Genomic DNA, 22,175 nt, shown 5'->3' with positions numbered 1-22,175 from the left:
TTAAATGGACATGGTTTCGAGCATGGGCAAAACAAGGGAAGCCCCCTTCATTTCGTCTTCCTCTTTCACATACCGGTCGCTAAGCACAGCAATTGATTGCTGAAGGGTTTTGTCCTGCATCACCTCATTACAGAGGCTAACCAGCTCAGCCGAAGTAAGCCTGAGCAAATCTGCCCCCCGGCCTATCTCACAGCTTTCCACGCGTTGCACATTAATGGAAGTTTCTATGCTCCGAGGACAGATAACCATGGGTACCTCCGCTGCCAGGCACTCTTTGATCGTACCTATGCCTCCATGGAAAACAGCCAGAGAAGAGTAGCTTAGCACCTGCACCTGGTCTATCCACGGAGTGGCAGTCACATTGTCCGGGAGTTTTCCCAGCGGGGCTATGTCCATGTTAGAGTGCGCAAGGACCATATGCCAGTGAGACGGGGCTTCATGCCGCATCATCTGCAGCATACGGTGAAAAAAGTAGCGGGTCTTATCCTGGTGCATCGCTGACTGTGACCCCATAGAAGCAAAAATGATCACCTTCCCCTCCTCCTTTAACCGGGCCAGCTCTGGTACCTCTCCCTGAACCCGCTGGTTGAAGCCGGTAGTGATAAACTTCACATTATCGGGAAACACCTCATCCGGCAAGAGCAGGTCACGGGGAGCGGCTATCAGCTCCCGGAAGCCCTTAAGCGGCTCCAGCAGCGCCGAGGTGCTCTCCGCCGAGGGGTTACCTTGCTGTAGAAAGCTGAGGACACGCGCTGCCATACCCGCATGGAGCTTCATCACGATGCTCTGGGCAAAATAGGCCGGGTCCAGTGCCACATCCCTGATATGCGTAGTGAACAGCACCTGAGGGATACCATATTTCTGATTAATAAGCAAAGAATCGAGAGAGACAAAGTAGGTACACACCATAAGGTCCGGTGCCAGCTCGTCCATAACACTATCCAGGCAGCCCTCTATAATGCCTGCGTAGTGATATCCATTTGCTGCTTCGGCATCGTGGACAAACCCCTCCGGGAAGTACTCCTGCATGACCACCTGACAGTCAAAGCCCTGCCTGGTGATAAGAGGTACCATGTCGGGTATGGCCAGGTAGCAGACCTTATGCCCCTGCCTGATAAGATCATTGGCCAGTGTGAATGATGGAATGATGTGCCCCGGAAAATGATCAAATAGAAAAGCAATAGTAGCCATAAGCTTCAGTAGTAGTGTTATGTGAAAGACCTTTATTATTCATAGCGCTCATCGGTCAGAGTAAGCAGAAAGGCTTCAAGGTCCTTCAGTTGCTTCTTATCAAGATTAAGCTTGATCATATTCTCGTGCCGGTTCAGGCTGTTGCTTACCATGGCATCGGGATCGTTATAGTACTCCAGCACTTCCATAAGTGTAGCCATAGAGCCATCATGCATGTAGGGGGCTGTCACCGCAATATTACGTAGTGTCGGGGTCTCAAAACTACCCAGGTCCAGGCTGTCGCCCGTCACTTTAAAGCGGCCCACGTCGGTCTTATCGGCCCCGTTATACAATCCGATATTGAAGAAGTCATTATTACCAAAGTGCGGCTCTTTGTGACAGAATACGCACCCTGCATCGTATAGGAACAGTTCCATCCCCCGCAGGGCAGACTTGCTCATGGCTTTGTAGTCCCCTTCCATATACCGGTCATAGGGAGCAGTATAAGTGGTCAGATTCTTCTGGAATGAGGCCAGCGCATGCGCTAAGGTGGTAGAGGAAGGTTCCGTTTGATACACATGCTCGAAGGCCCGGGCAAAAAACGGATTTTCCTTCAGGCGGCTGACTGCCTCAGGTATGGCAAGGTCCATTTCCTCAGGGCTGGCAATGGGTATAAGCGCCTGCTCTTCCAGCGAACCCGCACGCCCGTCCCAGAAGAAAAACTTCCGGTAGTTGAGATACATGGCGGTAGGCGTGTTACGCTTGGTAAGCTGCCCTCCTACCCCTTCGCTAAGGGAGGCATTGTCAGCAAAAGCAAACTCAGGCTTGTGACAGGAAGCACAGCTTACCGTCCTGTCACCCGATAGTATAACATCATGAAACAGGGCTTCGCCCAGTTCAATTGGGTTCGCAGGCATGGGGCGATCGGTGCTCCCATCGCCGGAGAGAGTCAGGCTGCATAAGAAGAATGCGCCTGATGCCAGCAGCATCGTGATTCTGAGATGGGGTATCATTTAAGAAATGGTTAGTTGAATACTTGACAATAGGACCCTTCAGGAAGAAGGGCGTGCCATGGAGTAAATTACTTACGCTGGGCAAATAGCCAGGGCATAAATTCCTCCATATGCTGCAGCTCATCCCAGCAGAGGTGGCCTATTCCTTTGAACTCGGTGTATTTAGGCTTACCTCCTGAGGCTCTTAGCTCGGCTATACTCAGACGGGCAAAGGCAGAAGGCACCCACTCATCTATTTCACCATGAAAGGCCCATACGGCTGTTTTTCTGGCATTTCTAAGCTCCTTCTTTCTTTCCTTTTTATCCCATTCGTTGTACCGCTTGTAAGAAGCTATAGGTACAGCCGCAGCAAAACGTTTCGGGTAGTTGGCAATGATCTCCCAGGTAGACCAGCCACCGGTGGATATGCCTACCAGGTATTGCCTTTTTTTATCAATGCTATAGGTAGTATTTACCTCGTCAAGGGCCATAAATACCTCATCCACGTAATCAAAACTCACCTCTTCCACCGACTCAGTGAACGTCTGCATATGCCAGGGGCACTGAGGCACAAAAATGAAGCAGGGGTACTCCTCACGGGCTTCATCGGTAGTAAACTGCCATATAAAGTTTCTGAGCTGAAGCTTATTATCATCGCCATTCTCACCGCTGCCATGGAGGTAGACCACCATCGGATATTCCTTAGCTGGATCGTAGTTCAGGGGCTTGATCAGGCGATAGCGTACCGTATCTGTTTCAGTATAAAACTCATGCGGGGTGCTTATCTCAGGATTAGGGAAGAGCCTCAGGTAGTCGTTATACAGCGTAGAGCGACCATCACGCATTATGTAGCTCTCGTGTTCCTTATCATACAGCATAGTCCGGTTATCCGCCACCTCCACGTCACCTTTGTACACGATAGGCTCATTCTGGCTCAGTACCCTTACATAGTTATCCTTCACCATCACCTCCCCGGCCGGTGCACTGCCAGTGTTCTCCACCGAAGCACTTGCATTGTCATCCGCATCAGGGTTTTGGATCACCGTTATGCCGTTGTGGTCGCCGTAGTCGAAAGTGGCACGGGCGCCGTCAAAGTTCATCCCGTTATCAGCCAGGTAGCCAAACTGCCTGAAAGTGTCTTCTACCTTATCATTGAGCCGGTTATTGGCTACAATGGCGTACTTCTTTACCATAATATTGATATTGGACGCTTCATGCAGCGGCCATCTCTGCCATAGCTGACCGATATGTCTCATGTTGACACTGGGAATGCGCGGGTCAGGCATAGCCACATTCGTTTGATTGTTTCCATATATCACCACTTTATCATACAGCGATGTTGTACCTGTCTGGTAGTCCTGTGCCGAAGTATCCGCCATCACACCCCGGTTATGAAAGTCGATCATGCCACGGTTTATGTCGAGGTTTACCAGCCCTATCTTCTCAGCTCCTTCATCTGCAGTGATAAGCTTGAACGCCGTACTGTTCGGTATATCCACGAATACCACCGTGTCCATTTCCTGCCGGGACATGGTGGGCTTGTACTTAGGGAAATCAAACAGAGTGTTGAGCATGTAAATCACTCCTTTAGCCTCCGTTTCCGTGGCAGGTGATTCGCCCCGGAGTACCACACCCGTCGGTATACTCAGGTCTGAAGTAAAGTGGTACGTACCTGCGGGAAAGTACAGAACACCCCCGCCATCGGCAGAGATATCAAGCATGGCCTGTCTCATAATAGCAGAATCCACTACCGAACCTTCGCCCACCAGGCCTTCCACTTCATTGGCCACCACCACCTGCTGCCAGGAAATCTCATCAGTCCAGTGGTCCTGTAGGTCGTAGCGTGCCGCTACCGGGTTGTCGACAGGAGCTTGGGCAACCGCGAGGCTGCCCGCAGCGGGTAAGATCAAAACGGCAAGGGCTAACAGGCCGCATCTTAGAAATAGGGAATACAAACGTTTCATAAATAGGGTTGCTTTTCTATGGTATTGTGATTGAAGTAAAATGCCTGTCCGCAGCCTCTTCAGGCATCAGACAATAGCGTTATGACAGATCTATGCGTATCGGAAGCCATGTTTCCTAGCAGACTCAGGTATATACCGGAGATATCCTCTATCCGTGAAGGAGTGAATAGCTCTGGCCGGTAGTCTATGATCAGTTGCAGGCCGTCCGTGTATTGATGAAAAGTGAAATTGAGATCGAACGTAGGCGTGCCCTTATCACGGTGCACTGCCTCCTTTTTACTCTCCGGCAATGCCCCGTGGCGCGTAAAATCGATCAGGTGAATAAACAACGCACCCACCAGGTCGGTACTTACATCCAGGTCTTCCAATATGTATTCGAATGGATAGAGCCTGTTTTCCATAGCCTGCGCATTTTCCTCATTTACCTGCTTCAGAAAGTCATGCGTAGGCTGATGTGGATCTAATGTGGTTCGTAGCAGCAGAGTGTCCAGGAACCAGCCCAGTTGAAGATTAAGCTCCGGCCGGTTACGGATGGTCACCGGTGAACCCAGGCAGATATCCCTCTGACCGGAAAGGCGCCCAGCCAGCATGTACAGGCTGGCAGTAAGCAACGCAAACATGCTTATGCCAAGGCCATCTGCCAGCGCGGTAAGCTTATGGTAGGTATCGCCGTGCAAGAAAAGGGCAAAGGCACCACCATTTTCAAGAGGCTTTGCATTGAAAAGCGTCCGGTACATCGTTACCTGTAAAGGGACCGGCACCTGATGGAAGTAAGCATCCATGTCTCGTTGCAGGCGCTCCCTGTGCGAGGTCACCACAGCCTTTTCAAAGGAATAGGGCAGCTTGAGGGCTTCCGGTCTGGTTCGCATAAGGTCATGCCAGTAGGTCCTCATTGTATCTGCCCCTGGTCCGGCAAGCATGGCCTGCTGCCATACGGCATAGTCTTTTAGCTGAACAGGCAAAGAGGCGGGCAGTTCTGCCGCCCCCGTACTGAAGTAGGTGTAAAAGCTAAGCAGTTCACTGCGGAAGGTCTGCATAGACCATGCATCGGATATGATGTGGTCTATGACAAGGCACAGCCTGGTTTCATCCCCGGGCAGGTGATAAGCATACACCATCATCAGCGGTCCGGTCTTATGGTCAAACCTGCGAGCTATATGCCTGCCTATCTCCTGATGGCACACCTCTGCGGCATCCTCCCTTTCCCTGAGGTCATATTCGCACAGGAGCTCGGGCATTTCGGCGGCAGGAATGACGTGCTGCCATACCTTGCCCTCATCATCTGCGGAGAATCGCGTCCGCAGGCTCTCATGGCGCGAAATCATAGCTGCCAGGGCCTGTCGCAGGGCAGGCATATCAGCATGCTGCATGACTTCCTGCTCCATCATATTGAAGGCAAAGGCAGATTTCTTAAACCGGTGTTTCAGGTACAGGCCTGTCTGCCCGTGGGTCGCAGGATATTTGTCCTTCTCTTCGGCCAGAGGCATATCTGTCAGACACTCCACGTCCTTCTGTTTCAGATGCTCTGCCAGCCCGCTTGCCGTAGGGAATTGAAATATCGACCTGATGCTAAGGTCTTTATTTGTCTTTTCCGTGAGGCTATTGATCGCCTGCATGGCTTTTAAAGAGTGGCCACCCAGTGAGAAGAAGTCCTCGTCTGTACCTACGCTGTCCAGGCCCAGCACCGCCGCAAAAACCTCGGCCACCATGGCTTCCGTAGCATCCACAGGCAGTTGCCTTATCTCCCGTACGGGCCCGGCTACCTCCCGTGCCTGCAGGCTGGCGCGATCGACTTTTCCGTTAGGCGTAAGGGGCAGAGATTCCAGCGCCTCCAGGCGTGAGGGGATCATATAGGCAGGCAGCTTCTGACGCAGGATGTCCATAACTTCCTCTGCTTTGGACGTACCGGTGAAGTAGCCAGCCAGCAGAGGATCAGCAACAGTACCTTGTACCACCACGATCGCCTCATCCACTCCGGGGCACTGGCTTATCGCCTCTTCAGTTTCGCCCGGCTCTATCCGATAGCCACGAATCTTCACCTGGTGGTCTATTCGCCCCAGGTAGGCGATCTCCCCGTTGGGCAGGTACTTACACAAGTCCCCGGTGCGATATAATTTGCCCCTACCGAAGGGGTTATCTATGAATCTTTCCGCAGTCATGTCCGGCCGGTTCACATACCCCTGCCCCACTCCCCTGCCGCTTATGGCCAGCTCCCCGGGTACCCCTACCGGTTGCAGATGGCCGTTTCGCATGATATAGGCCCCCGCCCCGCTGATCGGTTTACCGATAGTGATATCGGCATCCGCTTCTATTTCCTTGATCGTACAGCCTACGGTAGTTTCTGTAGGCCCGTATTCATTAAATACGCGCATGGCCGGGTTAAGCTTTTTCAGTATCGCCACATGGCAGGCACGCAGGGCCTCCCCACCGATAATAGCTGTACCAATGCCCGTACGCTCAAGGCCCAGCATGTCAATCATCTGCACATGCGAAGGGGTAAGCTTGATGGCGGTAAGGCCGGATTCCGGTAGTAGAATAGCTTTCAGGCTTTCAGCCACGTCTGCCTGATCGTAAAGCCGGATAAAATCACCCCGCAAAAGGGGTGAAAAGATGCTAGTATACGTCAGGTCAAAAGCGATGCTGGTAAATACGGGGAAGTGGTGGCCTCCCTGGTCATTAAAGTAGTATCCGTCCGCCCAGTTTATGTAGAAGCTGAAATTGGCCCGGGTAATGGCCACCCCTTTAGGCCGGCCGGTGGAGCCGGAGGTATAAAGGACATATGCCAGTGATTCAGGGCGGGTACTTATGAACACATCCGGCGAGTAGCTTTCCAGCTCGCCCCAGATCGCATCCAGTGCAAGAGCGGTCCCCTCGAAGGCATCCGGTCCGGCCCCGGAATCCGTAAGCAATACAGCCGCCCCGGCATCCTGCAGCTTATAGGCGATGCTCTCGGCCGGGTGTTCGGGATCCAGCGGCAGGAAGGCAGCCCCGGCGCGTAAAATTCCTAAGAGTACTACGGGCAGTTTATCAGTGCGTCTGAGGCATAAGGCCACCGTTTCTCCATTACCCTTCAGCCCTGTTTCCATAAGGTAATTGGCCAGCCTGCCACTCATTTTCACAAGCTGGTCATACGTCATCCGGTGACCCTCGTATAGCACGGCGGGTGCTTCCAGTGTAAGGCTTGCCTGGCGAAGCACCCTCGTGACAAAATCCTCTTCGGATACGGCCGCTGCCTCTTTATCCGTTACCGGCAGACTGTCAACCTGCGCCGCAGAGAGCATAGCGGTCTCATCAAGTGAGCAATCTTCACCACTCAGCATCCAGTCTAGCAGCCGGAGCAGGTGACCCATCATATCCTGTACAAAGGGCTTGCTGAACAAGGCCTTATTATACTGTATGGTAAGCTCTAAACCGGTATCGGTCTCAAAAAAGCTTACCGTGATATCGAACTTGGCCTCATTGTTTACAGGAGCCATCTGATAGGACTTCACAAGGGCCTTTTGAGTGGGTAGGTGGCCGCCTGTCGCTTCCTTATCACTAATGATCTGGTTAATGACCATTACATCAAAGAGAGGATGACGGTTGGCTGGTGAAGGCAGTTGAATGTCTTCCACTAGCTTATCAAAAGGATAGGCCTGGTGGGTGAAGGCCTCCATCATGCGCTTATGGGTCTTATGAACCAGATCGCTTGCCTTATCCCCGCCATCAAAAACCGTACGCAGGGCAATAGTATCCATAAAGAACCCGATCTGTCCGGCCAGGTCCGGGTGACTCCTACCCGTAGCCGGCAGGCCTAATACAATATCATTCTGCCCGGTGTAGCGATACAGCAGGGCATTGACCACTGCAAGCTGAAGGCTATGAACACTGGCCCCTTCGTTGCGGGCAAAGGCCAGCATCTTATGGGCGTAGCCCTTATCCAGCGTATGGTGGATAGTCTCACCGGCGTAGGTCCGGCTAGCCGGTCTCTCATAGGTAAGAGGCATATCCAGTACGGGAATAGGCGTACAGAAGCGCTCATGCCAGTAGGCACGGTGTGTCGCCAGGCCAGAACCGCTCAGTTGATGCTGCTGCCAGGCGGCAAAGTCTTTGTACTGAATGGCCAGTGCCTCCGGAGCCGGGCCTTCACCACGCTGATGTAGTAAAATAGTCTGCAACTCCCGGGTGAAAATCTCCAGCGACCAGCCATCTCCGATGATATGGTGAAGGGTAAGGCAAAGACCTGTGTTCTGATCATCCACACGTACCAGGGCCATCCGCAGAAGTAAGCCGGCAGAAAGGTCAAACGGCTTCATGTTCTGTTCACGTAGCTTTTGCTCCATCAGGTCAAGCGCCTCTTCCTCTCCTGCAGCCTGCACGATGTCTATAGCAAGGGTGATGTCCTCAAAAGGAATGATCTGCTGGCGGGGCTCACCATTCTTTTCAATAAATACAGTACGGAAGCTTTCATGCCGTTGCACAATGGTACGCAGGGCTAAAGCTATCTCACCGTCTGTAAAGTCCCCTTCTACCCGGTAGGTAAAGGACATATTATAAGCCGTGAGCTCAGGGTTCATATGCTGCAGTATCCACACCCGCTTCTGGCTGTGCGACAGCACATAATCCTCCGATTCAGGAACAGGCTCAATGGGCGTATACAACTTACCTATGTTTTCCTCCTTCAGCCTTTCCGCCATAGTCAGCGCCGTGGGGTACTCAAAAAGGTCAGTTAGCGTCAGGTCTATTCCGTATTCCTTGTATATGCGGCTGGTAAAGGTGAGTCCTTTCAGTGAGTGCCCCCCTGCGTTAAAGAAATCATCATCAGGTCCGATGGCATGATTGGCGAGAATCTCCCTGAACAGGTCAAGCACCCTGCTGAGCACAGGGTCACTGACAGGCAGCGAATGTGATGAGTCCGCTATGCCAGAGCCTGAGGGAATCATCTCCAGCAATTTGCTTCTATCCACCTTGCCATTCCTGTTCAGGGGCAGCGCTTCCAAGCGTTCCATGCAGCCGGGTACCATATAGGCAGGCAGTTTTTTCAGTAATTCGCCTTTGAGCGTCTCCACCTCGACAGTTCCTGAATAGAAAGCGGCCAGGGTTATTTCGCTGGTTTTGCGGTTAGGCAATACCAGCGCCTGGTCTACTCCTTCGCATGCTTCTATAAGGGTCTCTATTTCACCGGGTTCTATCCGGTATCCACGAATTTTCAACTGGTCATCCATCCGGCCACAGAAAGCCACAATGCCACCCGGCAACCACTTGCCGCGGTCGCCGGAGGCATAGAGGCAGCCCTCTCCAAAAGGATTGGGAATAAAGCGTTCTTCAGTCTGCCGGGCGTCATTCATGTAGCCAAGGGCCAGACCGTCTCCCCCGAGGTATAGCTGGCCTTCTATCCCCTCTCCCACAGGTTGTAGGTGAGAGTCAAGAATGTAGGCAGAGGTCCCTCTGATCGGTTTACCCAGGGGTATGCCCTCAGGATCAATTTCTTCTATCGTATGGCACAGGGAGAAGGTCGTATTTTCCGTAGGGCCATAGCCATTAATGAGCAGCAGGTCCGGGCACGCTTCCCGCAGCTTGCCAAGGTGATTGGGTGATAGCTTATCACCTCCGGCCAGTAAGTATTCCAGCGACGCAAACACACCGGGGTCTTCATCAATGACCTGGTTCAGCCATGAAGAGGTCATCCACATGTGGGTGATGCGCTTCTGCTCGATAATTTCGGCCAATCGTCTGGGGTTCAACAAGTCTTCTTTCGCCACCATTACGATAGTTCCGCCATTCAGCAGCGGACCGAAGAACTCGAAGGTGACCCCGTCAAAAGCGAGCGAGCTGGTAGGCAGCGAGCGCGTAAACGATCCCAGGGGGACAAAATTGGTACCGTGTACCAGCCGGGCAATGCCCCGGTGAGGGACCATTACGCCTTTCGGTTTACCGGTAGATCCGGAAGTATACATGATGTACGCCAGGTCATCGGGCCCATTCGTCACCGGGGTAAAGCCTTTGGATGAGTAATGGAAAAGCTCCTCACTGCTAATAGCAGGCGGACATGAGTCAGGGAGGGAGCCGGCAAGGTCCTTATCGTAAATAACGGCAGCCGCCTCAGCGTCCGATATGATCTGTCCGATACGCTCTACCGGACTGGCATCGTCCACAGGTACATAAGCGGCACCTGCTTTCAGTATACCAAGAATAATAGCCGGCACCTGCAGACTACGATTAACCAGCAGGGCCACATGGGCACCGGGTTTGACGTTATGAGCATTCACCAGGCAGGCAGCTACCCGGTTGGCTCGCTCATTCAGCGAGCTGTAATTCAGGGAGACGTCACCCAGCTCTACCGCCACATGATCAGGGTAGGCCTTCAGTACTTTTTCAAACAGGCCGGTCACGGTTTCTTTGGCTGCAGGGGCCACACTGCCGCGAGCCCATGCCATTAGCCTGTTTTTCTCCCCCTCATCCATATAAGACAGGGATGAGACGGGTGCTCCCGGCTTATCGGCAATGCTTTTGAGAATTTTTTTGAAGTGACCGAGCAGGCGGCTGATAAATGCCTCGTCAAACAGGGAGGCATCATAGTCCATTCCTATCAGCAGATCCCCGTTATCATCAGTGCGCGCATGCCACCAGAGATCCGCCCGGGCTGATTCGAACCCGGCAGGCAGCGTATGCAGGGTGATTCCTGCCCTGCTATCATTGCCATCTGTGTAACCTTCATGCCATGAATACCCCACATCAAACAAGGGATGGCGGGTACGGTCTATTTCTACGTCCAGGTCCTTCACCAGAAGGTCAAAGGGGTACTCCTGGTGATCGGAAGCCGTCATGAATGCCTGGTGCTCTTTTTTAAGTACGTCGATAAAGCCCAGGGAAGGGTCTATCTGACTGCGCAGGGCCAGGGTATTGACAAAAAAGCCTATCTGATTGTGCAAAGGCTTTTGGGTACGCCCTGCTACCGGAGAGCCAACCACGATATCCGTCTGATGAGTATAGTGGTAGAGAAGACTCTTGATTGCGGTGAGAACCAGGGAGTAGGCCGAAGCTTCTGCTCCCCGGGTATTTTTTATAGCCTCTTCGTACACGGCGCTTTCTATACGCAGCCCTGTGGAGGCTGCTTTTCGCTCACCATTTGCCTGCCTGTGGTGCACCAGGGGCAGATTAAGTGACGGTAGTTCACCGGAGAAGAGGTTGTTCCAAAACTCCTTTTGTATCTGATAGCTGCCTTCCGCCAGACGGCTCTGTTCCCATACCGCAAAATCACGGTATTGTACCTCCATTTTAGGAAGCGAATCCGGAGCATGGGTCAATTGACTTTCGTAAAGCGCCAGAAACTCTCTCTGCAGTACCCCCAGCGACCAGCCATCACAGATGATATGATGGATTACGAGCAGTACCGTATGCTCTGCCACACCGGAGGGCCAGCAATGAAGGCGAAACAGGGGACCCTTGTCCAGCCTGAAGGGGTCTGCAATAAGGCTTTTCACCTCTTCCTCGAAAGCTTCACTGCTGCAGTCAATCAATTCACCGATGTGCACAGGCACAGTAGCCTCAGCAGGCGGCAGTACGATTTGCCTCGCCTCGCCTTTTACTGAGCGGAAGAGGGTCCTGAGGCTTTCGTGGCGTTTTACCAGTTCTTTCCAAGCTCCTTTGAAGGCCGTGATATCCAGCGCACCTTCTATCCTGAACAGGAAGGGCATGTGATAGGAGGTGTCCCCGGCGTGCGTCTGCTGATACATCCAGAGCCGCTGCTGCGAGTGGCTCAGGGGGTAATCGGTCTGGTCCTCTACAGGACATACTTGCTTATGATCTGCCACAAGCTGAGTGTCCAGCCATTGCGCCAGGCTGTACACATCCGTCATTTCAAATACGTGACGTAGCCGGGCTTCCACTCCCAGCCTCTCCTTTACCTCAGCCACAAGCTGCATGGCCCTGAGGCTGTGACCTCCCTTATCAAAAAAGTCATCGTGGATACCTACCTCCTGCCTGTTAAGCACCTGCCGGAAGATGTCCAGCAGGACTTTTTCAGTCACCCCATTCCCCTCTTCCAGCGTGGTCACGGCAAGGCTCAGGGGCCTTTCGGCCAGCACCTTCCGGTCTGCCTTTCCGTTGCGGGTCAGGGGTATGGTCTCTACTTGCTCCAGGTGAGCAGGCATCATGTAGGAGGGTAGCCGGCTATGCAGGCTCTTACGTAGGTCTTCTGCCGGAAAGGCTCCTGTATAGTAAGCGGCCAGGAATAGTTCACCCTGGTCGGTGTGTCGCCTCACCACCACTGCCTGTTCTATCTCCGGCAGTGCCTCGATGGCATTTTCAATTTCTCCTGTTTCTAGCCGGAATCCTCTGATCTTTACCTGGTCGTCTTTTCTTCCCAGAAATGCCAGGGTGCCGTCCTCTCTCCAACGGCCAATGTCACCGCTCTTATAGTAGACGGTGCCGGCAGCCTGATCGGTAATGAATTTCTCAGCCGTGAGTTCGGGATTATTCAGATACCCGGTAGCCAGACCGGTACCGCTAAAGCATATCTCCCCTGGTACGCCGGCCGGTACAGGCTGCATATGATGGTCCAGCAGGTGAACGGAGGTACCCCGCACAGGCCGGCCGATAGGTATGGCAGTTTCGCCATCGCTTTCTTCTATGCTATGGCACAGGGAGAAAGTAGTATTCTCTGTGGGTCCGTAGCCATTAATGATATTCAGGTCCGGGTACTGGTTTCTGAGTCTGGCTATGTGTGAGGGACTAAGTTTATCCCCTCCGGCCAGGAGGTGCTGCAGGTTTTGGAACAGCGTGATATCCGTATCCAATACCTGGTTGAACCAGGCAGAGGTCATCCACATGGTCGTGATACCCTTGGAGGTAATCATTTCCTTTAGTGAGCCGGTATCTACCAGGTCTTCCTTGTCGCTCAGGTGAACGGAGCCACCGTTAAGCAGCATGCCCCATATTTCAAATGTAGCCGCATCAAATGCCATCGAGCCGGTCTGCAGCAGGCGGTCCCCGGCTGATAACATCACGTAACCGGGATCTTCTACCAATCTCACAATAGCACGGTGAGGTACCATGACGCCCTTAGGCATACCTGTGGAGCCACTGGTATACATGATGTAGGCGAGCTGGTCCCCGTGCCCGGTCAGTTTGAGTGGATCCGGCGAGTCCGTCAGGCTGTCCAGTTGCAGATCCAGGGCGAACAGGGGACCCTGAAAGTTACCCATGGCCACATCCAGGTGATCCATATCGGTCATGAACATAGCCGGGCTGGCATCCTCTGTCATAGCCTGCAGGCGGGCTTCGGGCTGGTCTGTTTCGAAAGGCACATAGGCTGCCTGTGCTTTCAGTATGGCCAGCATAGCCACTACCGATAGTGAGGACCTGCCGGAAAGGAGTGCCACCCGGTCGCCGGGCCGGATGGCACACTCCTCTCTCATATGCCTGGCGAGCTGGTTAGACAGCTCCTCGAGCCGGGCATAAGAAAGTGTCTGTACACTGTCTGAAACAGCCGGAAGATCGGCAAACCAGGGCAGGTTTTTATTCCAGATATCTATAACCGTAAGGTCAGCGTCATGGCCGGAAAGGCCCTCTCCCAGCCTGCGTAATTCTTCTGTTTCTCCGGATGTGAAATATGAAAGACTGGCAATGGGTGCGGAAGGCTGCCGCATGGCCTCTCTGAGTAAGGCCACCAGGTGAGCCAGCAGCCCTTCGGCCATACGATCGCTAATCCGGTCTTTTTCATACTCAAGGCCAAGACTAAGCGAACCTCTGTTATAAAATCCGTGCCACCATACCGGGGCCTTCGCCACCTGTATGTCCCCATCAAAGGGTGAAATGCCCAGACTACCCTGTTCTACAACAGGCTTTTCAGTATAAGTATCATGCCAGGAAACCCCTACTTCATAGAGCTGGCCTGATCCCCGGGTACCGGCTGAACTGACCTTTTCCACCAGGAGATCATAAGGATAAACCTGGTGTTCCAGCCCTCCCATCATGACCTCTTTTGCCTCATCTATCAGCTTATCAAACCCTTCTGCTTCACTGAATCGGGTGCGGAAAGGGATGGTATTGATAAATACCCCGATAAGGTCCTCCAGGTCGGGGTGCTGGCGACCTGCTACCGGCGAGCCTATCACGATATCCGTGCGGCCGGTGTAGCGATAAAGAAGGGCATTAAGAGCCGAGAACACCACGGTAAAGGGACTTATCTCCCTGGCCGCGGCGCAGGCTTCTATCTCACTCACCAGTGACTCATCCAGGGCTATTTCGGTGGTACCTGTTTCCTTAGGAGCATCTGTGTTATTGTCGGAAAAAAGATCCAGCGAAGGAATCTCTTCACTAAACACACGCTGCCAGTAGGCAAGGTGAGCTTCTGCCCGGTCGTCTTCCAGGTTGCTGTTCTGCCAGTGGGCGAAGTCCTTGTACTGAATAGGTAGCCCGGGAAGCAGGGGGCTTTCATCCTGAATAAGGGCGTGATATACCTTAAGCCAGTCCCTTTGTAATATCTCCATAGACCACCCGTCACACACAATGTGGTGAAGGGTAAGCAGTAAGATGTGGGTATCCTCAGCAGTCTGCCACAGGCTGATGCGGAAAGGCAGTTCCCCGGTAAGATCGAATGGCTTCGATGCCTGTGTACGATTTGCCTCTCTCACCAGGGCCTCTGGATCTGAGCTGTACTGCACATCTTCTAAAGGGATGGCTGTAATAACATGTGAGACGGGAATTACTTTTTGCACAGGCCCTTCCTTGACCTCAGGAAAAATCGTCCGTAGTACTTCGTGCCTTTCCACTATAGTTTGCCAGGCGCTTCGGAAAGCGTCCAGGTCAAGAGCCCCCTCCAGCCGGTAGGCATAGGGCATGTTGTAAGCGACGTCCGCAGGGTTTGCCTGCTGTAGTAACCAAAGGCGCTTTTGGCTGTGAGACAGCGCATAGTGAGCCGCTTCCGGCAGAGGCTGCAGGTGGCTATACACCGTATCAGTCCCTTTTGCAGCCAGCAATTCTGATAGCCCGATGACGGTAGGGTTAGCAAAGAAATCCTTCAGGTTTACTTCCACGCCCGTTTCCTTAAGCACATGGCTGATGACCCGCATGGCCTTTAGCGAGTGCCCGCCCCGGGTAAAGAAGTTGTCAGTAATGCCTATATCGTCTCTTTCCAGCAGCTTACGGAATATACCCAGCAGCATGACCTCCATATCTGATCGGGGCTCTACCAAGCCTGACTTTTCGGTGATTTCAATACGCGAAAGCAGCTTTCTATCCACCTTGCCATTCGGGTTCAGGGGCAGGGAGGTCAGTATCTCAAATACAGAAGGCACCATATAATCCGGCAGGGAAGCAGACAAGGTGACCTGTATGGTATCTTCACCCGGTGCCTCGCTGCCTGCTGTGTAAAAGGCCGCCAGGTAGCCGCTACCATCTGCATGGTGACGGAGTACTACGGCCGCTTCGGCAATAGAATCTATCCGGAGCAGGGCACGCTCTACTTCTCCCAGTTCCACACGGTTACCACGCACCTTTACCTGGTTATCCACCCGGCCAAGGTATTCGATAGTTCCGTCTGGCAGCCAGCGGGCCAGGTCGCCAGTGGCGTATACCCTTTCGGTTTCACCAATAGCCAGCGGCATGTGCCTGAACTTCTCTTCTGTTCGTTCCACTTCATTCAGGTAGCCATTAGCCAGGTGATGGCCGGTAATGAACAGCTCGCCGGGCAGCATGGCGGGCTGCTGCCGGCCACTTGCATCCAGGATGTAAATGCGGGTGTTTTGTACCGGCTTTCCGATGGGAGCCTTTACCGGCAGGGGGCCTGTTCCGGCACACATGGTATGCGTAGTAACTACATGAGATTCCGTAGGGCCATAGTGATTATGTAACTGTACCTCAGGATTTTTCTTTAGAAAATCTGCCAGTGCAGGCGAGATCATTAATTGCTCTCCTGCGGTAATGATGTGCCGTAGTGCATGACGCTGAAAGAGGTGTTCCTTATCAGCAAAAATGTTAGTCAGCACTGAGCAGGGAAGCGAAAGGGTGGCAATATCATGGTCAGCTACATACTTAGCGATGGCAGGAAAATCAAGCTTGAGTGCCTGGGGCAATACATGCAACTCTCCACCGTAACCGAGTACGTAGGCCACATCCTGCAGGGCCACATCAAACCCAAAGCTAACATACTGGAGGTAGCTGAGGCCGGTATCAATACCGCTCTGTGCCCGTTGCCACTCCATGAGGTTGATCAGGGTTTTGTGCGTTTGCTCCACCCCCTTGGGCACGCCGGTAGAGCCTGAGGTATAGATAAGATAAGCGGGGTCTTCCGGCAATATTACGGGCATGCTCACTGCCGGATAAGTTTCTTCAAGCGCTTCCCAGGCCATGCGTGGGCAGGCAGAGCCATTCAGCAGTCCGGCTACTTCCTCTTCGGTCAATATCAGAGCAGGTTGGGCCATGTCCACAATGGTCCGGAGACGCTCCTGCGGCAGGGCGGTATCAAGCGGCAGATACACCCCTCCCGCTTTCAGTATGGCCATCATAGCAATCACCGAGCGGTGGCTGCGGGAAAGCAATACGCCTACAGGGCGCTTGTGTACATCCCTGGAAGCCAGGCAGGCGGCCAGCCTGTCCACCTCAGCACCAAGCCGGTCATAGGTTAAGACCGTCTCCCCAAACACCAGCGCCCTTGCAGCCGGTGTTTGTTCTACCTGATGGGTAAATAATTCGGCTACATGCGCGTGCACCAGAGCTGTTTCCTCTTCGGGACTACGCTCGGCAAACTCAGCCACATCAATCTCATCGGCAAGGACTATGGCCGAAAGCTGTACGGCAGGGTCTGCCACAATCTGGGCCAGCAGATTGATGAAATGCCGGTGAATCTGATTTGCCACGGCCTCATGCATAGGCGAATGCTGCCAGGAAAAGGAAAGCTCCAGCGTACCTTCTGCCAGGGCAGTAGTAAACTGCCAGCCTGCATACGAAGGCATCACAGCATGAACCCCTTCATGCCGGCAGGTGAATGTAAAAGCCCCGGAGGTGACAGGATCAAGCGAATCAGCCTCCGTCAGCAAAGTCTCAAAATCGTAATCGCCACTACCCATGGCTTCTTTAATCTCCTGCCGGGTAGCGATCAGCAAATCCCTGGCCGTTCCCTGCTCTTGCAGCTCGATCTGGTAAAAGAGCGGTGCCTCTCCCGGCGTACTCAGTGCCGGAGGACTGGCCAAAAGCCCTTTATCTTCGGGAAAGTAACGGGCCACAAGCAGCCGCGTAGCAGCCATACACAGGGCCGATATGGCCAGGGGGTTTCCCTTGGCCATTTGGGTTACAGCCTGGCTTACTGATACGGGTAGCTTACCGGTACAGGCACCATCTGTTGGCATATCTGCCCCGGTTACCTCCTGTAGGTCAAGGGCAGTAAGGGGTGATACTGTGCGGCGTGCGGCGCTTATTTTCTCTATCCAGTACTGATACAGAAACCGCTTGCGAAGAATATTTTCCTTGCTCATAAAGTCAATACAGCTTGCTTGTGGGAGAGTTAATCGAAGTCAAAGTCAAGGTCGATGGCATTGGCCGAAGCCACCACTTCTCTTTCTTCTTCCAGATCGATTCTGATGCTGTTAAGGGGTTGGTTTTTATCAAAAAGTATCTGGTCTATTATCAGATCCAGACGCGCCAGCATGGCGTAAATAAAAGATTCTTTATAGAGATCTTCGCTGAACTCGACACCCAGGGTCAGGCCTTCTTCATTTTCCCTGAAGGCAAAAATAAGGTCGTAGCGGCTCATGGGTACATCCAGCTTATAAGGCTTCAGTTCCACGCCTTTGAGACGGGAAGATTTCTGCCTGTTCTCATCCTGGTGCACCACCATGATATCAAACAATGGGGCATGGCCCTCAGGGGTCTGGTAGCGCAGGTCATCCAGCACCTGCTCAAAGGGGTACTTCTGATGCTTGAAGGCCTCCACCACCGTTTGCCTGACCTGCTGCAGCATGTCGGCAAATGTGGCCTCACTACCCACCCGGGTACGCAGAGCGAGGGTGTTGGTAAACATCCCCACCTGGTGCTCAAAGTCTTCGTGACCACGGGCATTTATCACCGTGCCCACCACATGGTCGGTACGGCCGGTCATGCGGGTTATCAGCGTTTTTATTAATGCGGTCAGCAGCACAAATTTGCTTACACCAGCATCCTCCGCCAGCGTTTTCAGGCCTTTGTATACCTCCTGGTCGAAGGGGTGCGCAATGGTCTGCCCTGTGTAAGACTTCACCCGTGGCCTCTCCTTATCACCCGCTACTACAGTGAGGGGTGGGTTCTCCAGTTTTTGCAGCCAGTAAGCCCGGTGCGGGGCAGCATTTTCTTCCAAAAGCTGCCTGCGTTGCCAGTCGGCAAACTCTTTATAGTGAACCGTAAGCCGTACAAGGCCGGGTGCTACGTTGCTTACAGCCGCATTATAGTACTGGCTAAAGTCTCTGAAGAGCAGACCGGCCGACCAGCCATCACTGGCGATATGGTGTATGGTAAACAGAAGTACGTGCCTGCCGGGCGCCATGTGCACGAGTGTAGTACGTAGCAGGGGTCCGCTGGACAGGTCGAAAGGGGCTGAGAAATTCTCGGCTGCCAGGTCTTCCAGTATTTCTTCTGCCTGGTCATTGTCACTCAGGTCAACCACATGGAGCCTCCACCCGGTGGAGGCAGCATCGGGCAGTATCTTCTGCACAGGCTCGCCCTGCACTTCTACAAACACAGTCCGCAGTATTTCATGCCTGTTGATTACCGCCGCCAGCGAGCTCTCCAGCTTGTCTGTTTCCACGTCACCCACCAGCTCATACGCTGCCGGTACATTATAGGCACCGCCGGTCTCGCTGCGCTGGCCCAGTAACCAGAGGCGTAGCTGGGCAAAGCTGAGCGGGTAGTGATCCCGGGCGGGCAGAGGGGCTATTGCCTGATAGGTGGTATGCTCCTGTCCGTCCAGGTAGGCTGACAGGCCGGCAATGGTGGGGTGGGCAAACAGGTCGGCCAGGCTGATGCGCCGGTCAAATACCTTGTATATGCGACTGATGATCTGAATACCTTTCAGGCTGTGGCCTCCCACATGAAAGAAATGGTCATCTATGCCGAGCATCTCTTTCTCCAGTATGGTCTCCCATATCTCAGCCATTTTACTTTCCGTTTCTGTCTCCGGTGCCCGGTAGGCTTCGGTATCGTGAAAGAGGGCGGGGTCTATTTCGGGTAGTTTTTTCTTATCTGTCTTATTATTAGACGTAAGGGGCAGCTCATCCATTTGCATGGCATAGGCAGGAAGCATAAAGTGAGGCAGGTGTGCGCCCAGGTACTCACGTATACCGAGCAGGGACAGACTTTCGCGTGCTGTGTAGTAGGCGATGAGTGCCTTCTCACCTTTCTCATTTTCCTGAACCTTTACGGCCACTGAGATAATGCCATCCTGCTTCATAAGCAGGTTCTCTATTTCGGCCAGTTCCACACGTATGCCGTTTATCTGTACCTGTTCATCTATTCTGCCCAGGTATTCCAATTCCCCCTGGCCGTTCCATCGGCCAAGGTCACCGGTGCGGTACAGGCACCCTTCGCCAAAGGGGCTGGGAATAAACTTCTCTGCCGTAAGTTCCGGGTGATTCAGGTACCCCTCGGCCAGGCCGATGCCTCCTACGCAAATTTCCCCGGTCATTCCCTTGGGCACCAGCTTATCACCCTTACCCAGCAGGTAGATGGTCGTATTGGCAAAAGGCTTGCCTATCGGTATAGCCTTCACATGGCGGTAAGCCTCTGCTTTATCTGCATGCACCTCCCCAAAGGAGGCCCCCACGCAAGTCTCAGTAGGGCCATAGCCATTCAGCACCCGCTTGCTACGGGCATAGTACAAACTATCCTCCAGGGTAGCTGCCTCACCGGTACTGATGATCACACGCAGGCCGGGAAGCGGGCTTCTCTCCAGCAGGCGGATGATGGCAGGTGGCATGATACACACGCTTACCTTCCGGCTATCGATCAGGTCGATTAGGGCTGGTACATTTTTGCGAATATCGTGCGGGGCCATCTCCAGGGTGGCTCCGCTCATAAGGGCCATAAATACCTCCATAAGGCTGGCATCGAAACTGTGAGAGGCTAGCTGAAGCACAGTATCATCCTCACTGACAGGGAGGTAGGCAATATGATCCATGGCCCGGTCAATGATACTTTCCTGCTTTATCTGTACGCCCTTGGGAGTACCCGTGGTGCCGGAGGTATAAATGATGTAGGCGATGTCATGCGGAGAGATTACTACTTCACTGAGTGCCGCGTCTTTTACCTCCTCTATGTCATCCAACATCAGCATATCAGCGTAGCCGGTCAGCTCAAGTGCATCGGCCAGCATCATCATTTCAGTAAGGATGAGCCTGGCCCCCGCATCAGTGATCATATGGATCACCCGCTCCTTCGGCAGGTAGGTATCTACAGGCAGGTAAATGGCTCCTGTCTTGATAATGGCCGAAAGGGCAATGATGGACAACTGAGAGGGGTAAGCCATCACGGCTACTACCTCACCTGCCTGCACGCCCTTAGCCTGCATGTGGCGGGCCAGCAGGGTGGCCTTTTGGTCAAGTTCTCCGTAGCTTAATGTCTCTTCTCCGCAGCGTACCGCCGGTTTGTCAGACTGCCGGGCTGTAACTTCCTGCAGCACCTGGCTAAGCGTACGGCCTTTGCCATAGTCTGCTTCCGGTCCTGTTCCCAGTTTTAGTAGCTCAGATTTCTGCTCCTCCGAAAGAGCGGTGAGAGAGGCCAGGGTGAAAGATTCACCGGTAGCTATGCGTCGCAGTACCTGGTGGTAGTGGGCAATGAAATCTTCCAGCGAATGGCGGTGAAAGACATTACGATTAAAGTCAAACCGGAACAGTATACGGTCAGCAGGCAGAATATTGACATTAAAGTCATAATTGGTTTCTGCATAGCCATCTACCTGGCGAATGGTAAAGGGTGCATCGCCGCTTTTTTCCTCACTGGATTTGTCCAGAGGAGCATTTTCAAACACGAATATGTGATTTACCAGGTCATGACCGGGTATAGAGTTTGCCTGAATGTCCGCCAGGGCAATATGGTGGTAAGGCTCTGCCTTAAGGGCACGCGTATGATGAGCTGCCACAAGGTCCCAGAAGTTCTGCCCCGAATCAAAAGACAGCCTCACGGGAATGGTATTGATAAAAAGCCCGGCGATAGACTCTGCTCCGTGCAGGCCGGCAGGTCTGCCTGAAACGACCGTACCGAAAACCACGTCTTCAGATTCGTTGTACTCTGCCAATAGCAGTCCCCATGCGGCTTGCAGTATGGTATTGAGCGTGGTACGGCGCTCTCTGGCCAGATGCTTCAGCGAATCGCTGAGGTCTTTTCCCAGCTCCAGGTAGATATCTTCATTATCATAGGCCACCCCTTCAGTGGTAAGCACATGTTTGCCGGGCAGGCTGGCGATGGTATTGTACCCTTCGAGGTATTTTTTCCAGTAAGCAGTTCCTTCCTTTTTATTCGTACCCTCCAGGTATTTCAGGTATTTACTGAACTGGGGAGCCGGTGGCAGGGCCTCTTCAGTACCCTGATAATAGGCATAATAGCAGTGAAAAAACTCCTGATGGAGGATGCCGCAGCTCCAGCCATCGAGTATGATGTGGTGATAGGTCCATACCATGCGCCAGGTGTCCTTATCCAGACGAATAAGGTTCAGGCGCATGAGGGGCTCTTTCTCCAGATCAAATGCCTGCTCATACTGCCCGGACTTTACCTGCTTCAGTATCTCCTCCTGCTTAGCGGCGTTTTCGTTGCCGGACAGGTCCATAGTGTCAAAGGGACAGGTACGCTCTTTCCATACCACCTGGGTCAGGTTGTTGAGTCCCTCGTTCAGAAAGGAGGTTCTCAGTATATCATGCCTTTCCACAATCGTATCAAAAGCCCGGCGTACCAACTCCGAATCTACGGCCCCTTTTAGCTCATAATCTATCTGGGTAATGTACGTATTGGATTCGCTGGACTTGAGGTAATGGTAAAACATGCCCTCCTGGAGGGGGGTAAGTGGGTAGGTGTTTTCGATCTGGTGCATAAAATGAGAGTGCATTAA

General features: G+C 53.1%; 5 protein-coding genes. All 5 read right to left on the bottom strand.

Annotation, left to right across the window (positions count from 1 at the left end; genetic code table 11):
* Positions 1-1,191 carry a glycosyltransferase gene (locus tag AB9P05_RS16095; RefSeq protein WP_371909852.1) on the bottom strand — a complete coding sequence of 397 codons (1,191 nt, stop codon included), beginning with the start codon at positions 1,189-1,191 and terminating at the stop codon, positions 1-3.
* A 35-nt stretch (positions 1,192-1,226) separates the two neighbouring features.
* Positions 1,227-2,183: a cytochrome-c peroxidase gene (locus AB9P05_RS16090; protein ID WP_371909851.1), complete on the bottom strand. Its 957-nt coding sequence runs from the start codon at positions 2,181-2,183 to the stop codon at positions 1,227-1,229.
* Positions 2,184-2,251: 68 nt separating this feature from the next.
* Positions 2,252-4,126 (bottom strand): glycosyl hydrolase family 28-related protein, encoded by a 1,875-nt coding sequence (locus AB9P05_RS16085; protein WP_371909850.1) that lies wholly within the window; start codon positions 4,124-4,126, stop codon positions 2,252-2,254.
* Positions 4,127-4,185: 59 nt separating this feature from the next.
* Positions 4,186-17,580: an amino acid adenylation domain-containing protein gene (locus AB9P05_RS16080; protein WP_371909849.1), complete on the bottom strand. Its 13,395-nt coding sequence runs from the start codon at positions 17,578-17,580 to the stop codon at positions 4,186-4,188.
* A gap of 29 nt (positions 17,581-17,609) precedes the next feature.
* Positions 17,610-22,157: an amino acid adenylation domain-containing protein gene (locus AB9P05_RS16075; RefSeq protein ID WP_371909848.1), complete on the bottom strand. Its 4,548-nt coding sequence runs from the start codon at positions 22,155-22,157 to the stop codon at positions 17,610-17,612.
* Positions 22,158-22,175: the final 18 nt, after the last annotated feature.

It is taken from the genome of Roseivirga sp. BDSF3-8 (assembly GCF_041449215.1).
In the GTDB taxonomy this organism is placed as follows: Bacteria; Bacteroidota; Bacteroidia; order Cytophagales; family Cyclobacteriaceae; genus JBGNFV01.
The sequence above is the reverse complement of the archived record's forward strand: the minus strand, read 5'-3'. Positions and strand labels throughout refer to the sequence as shown.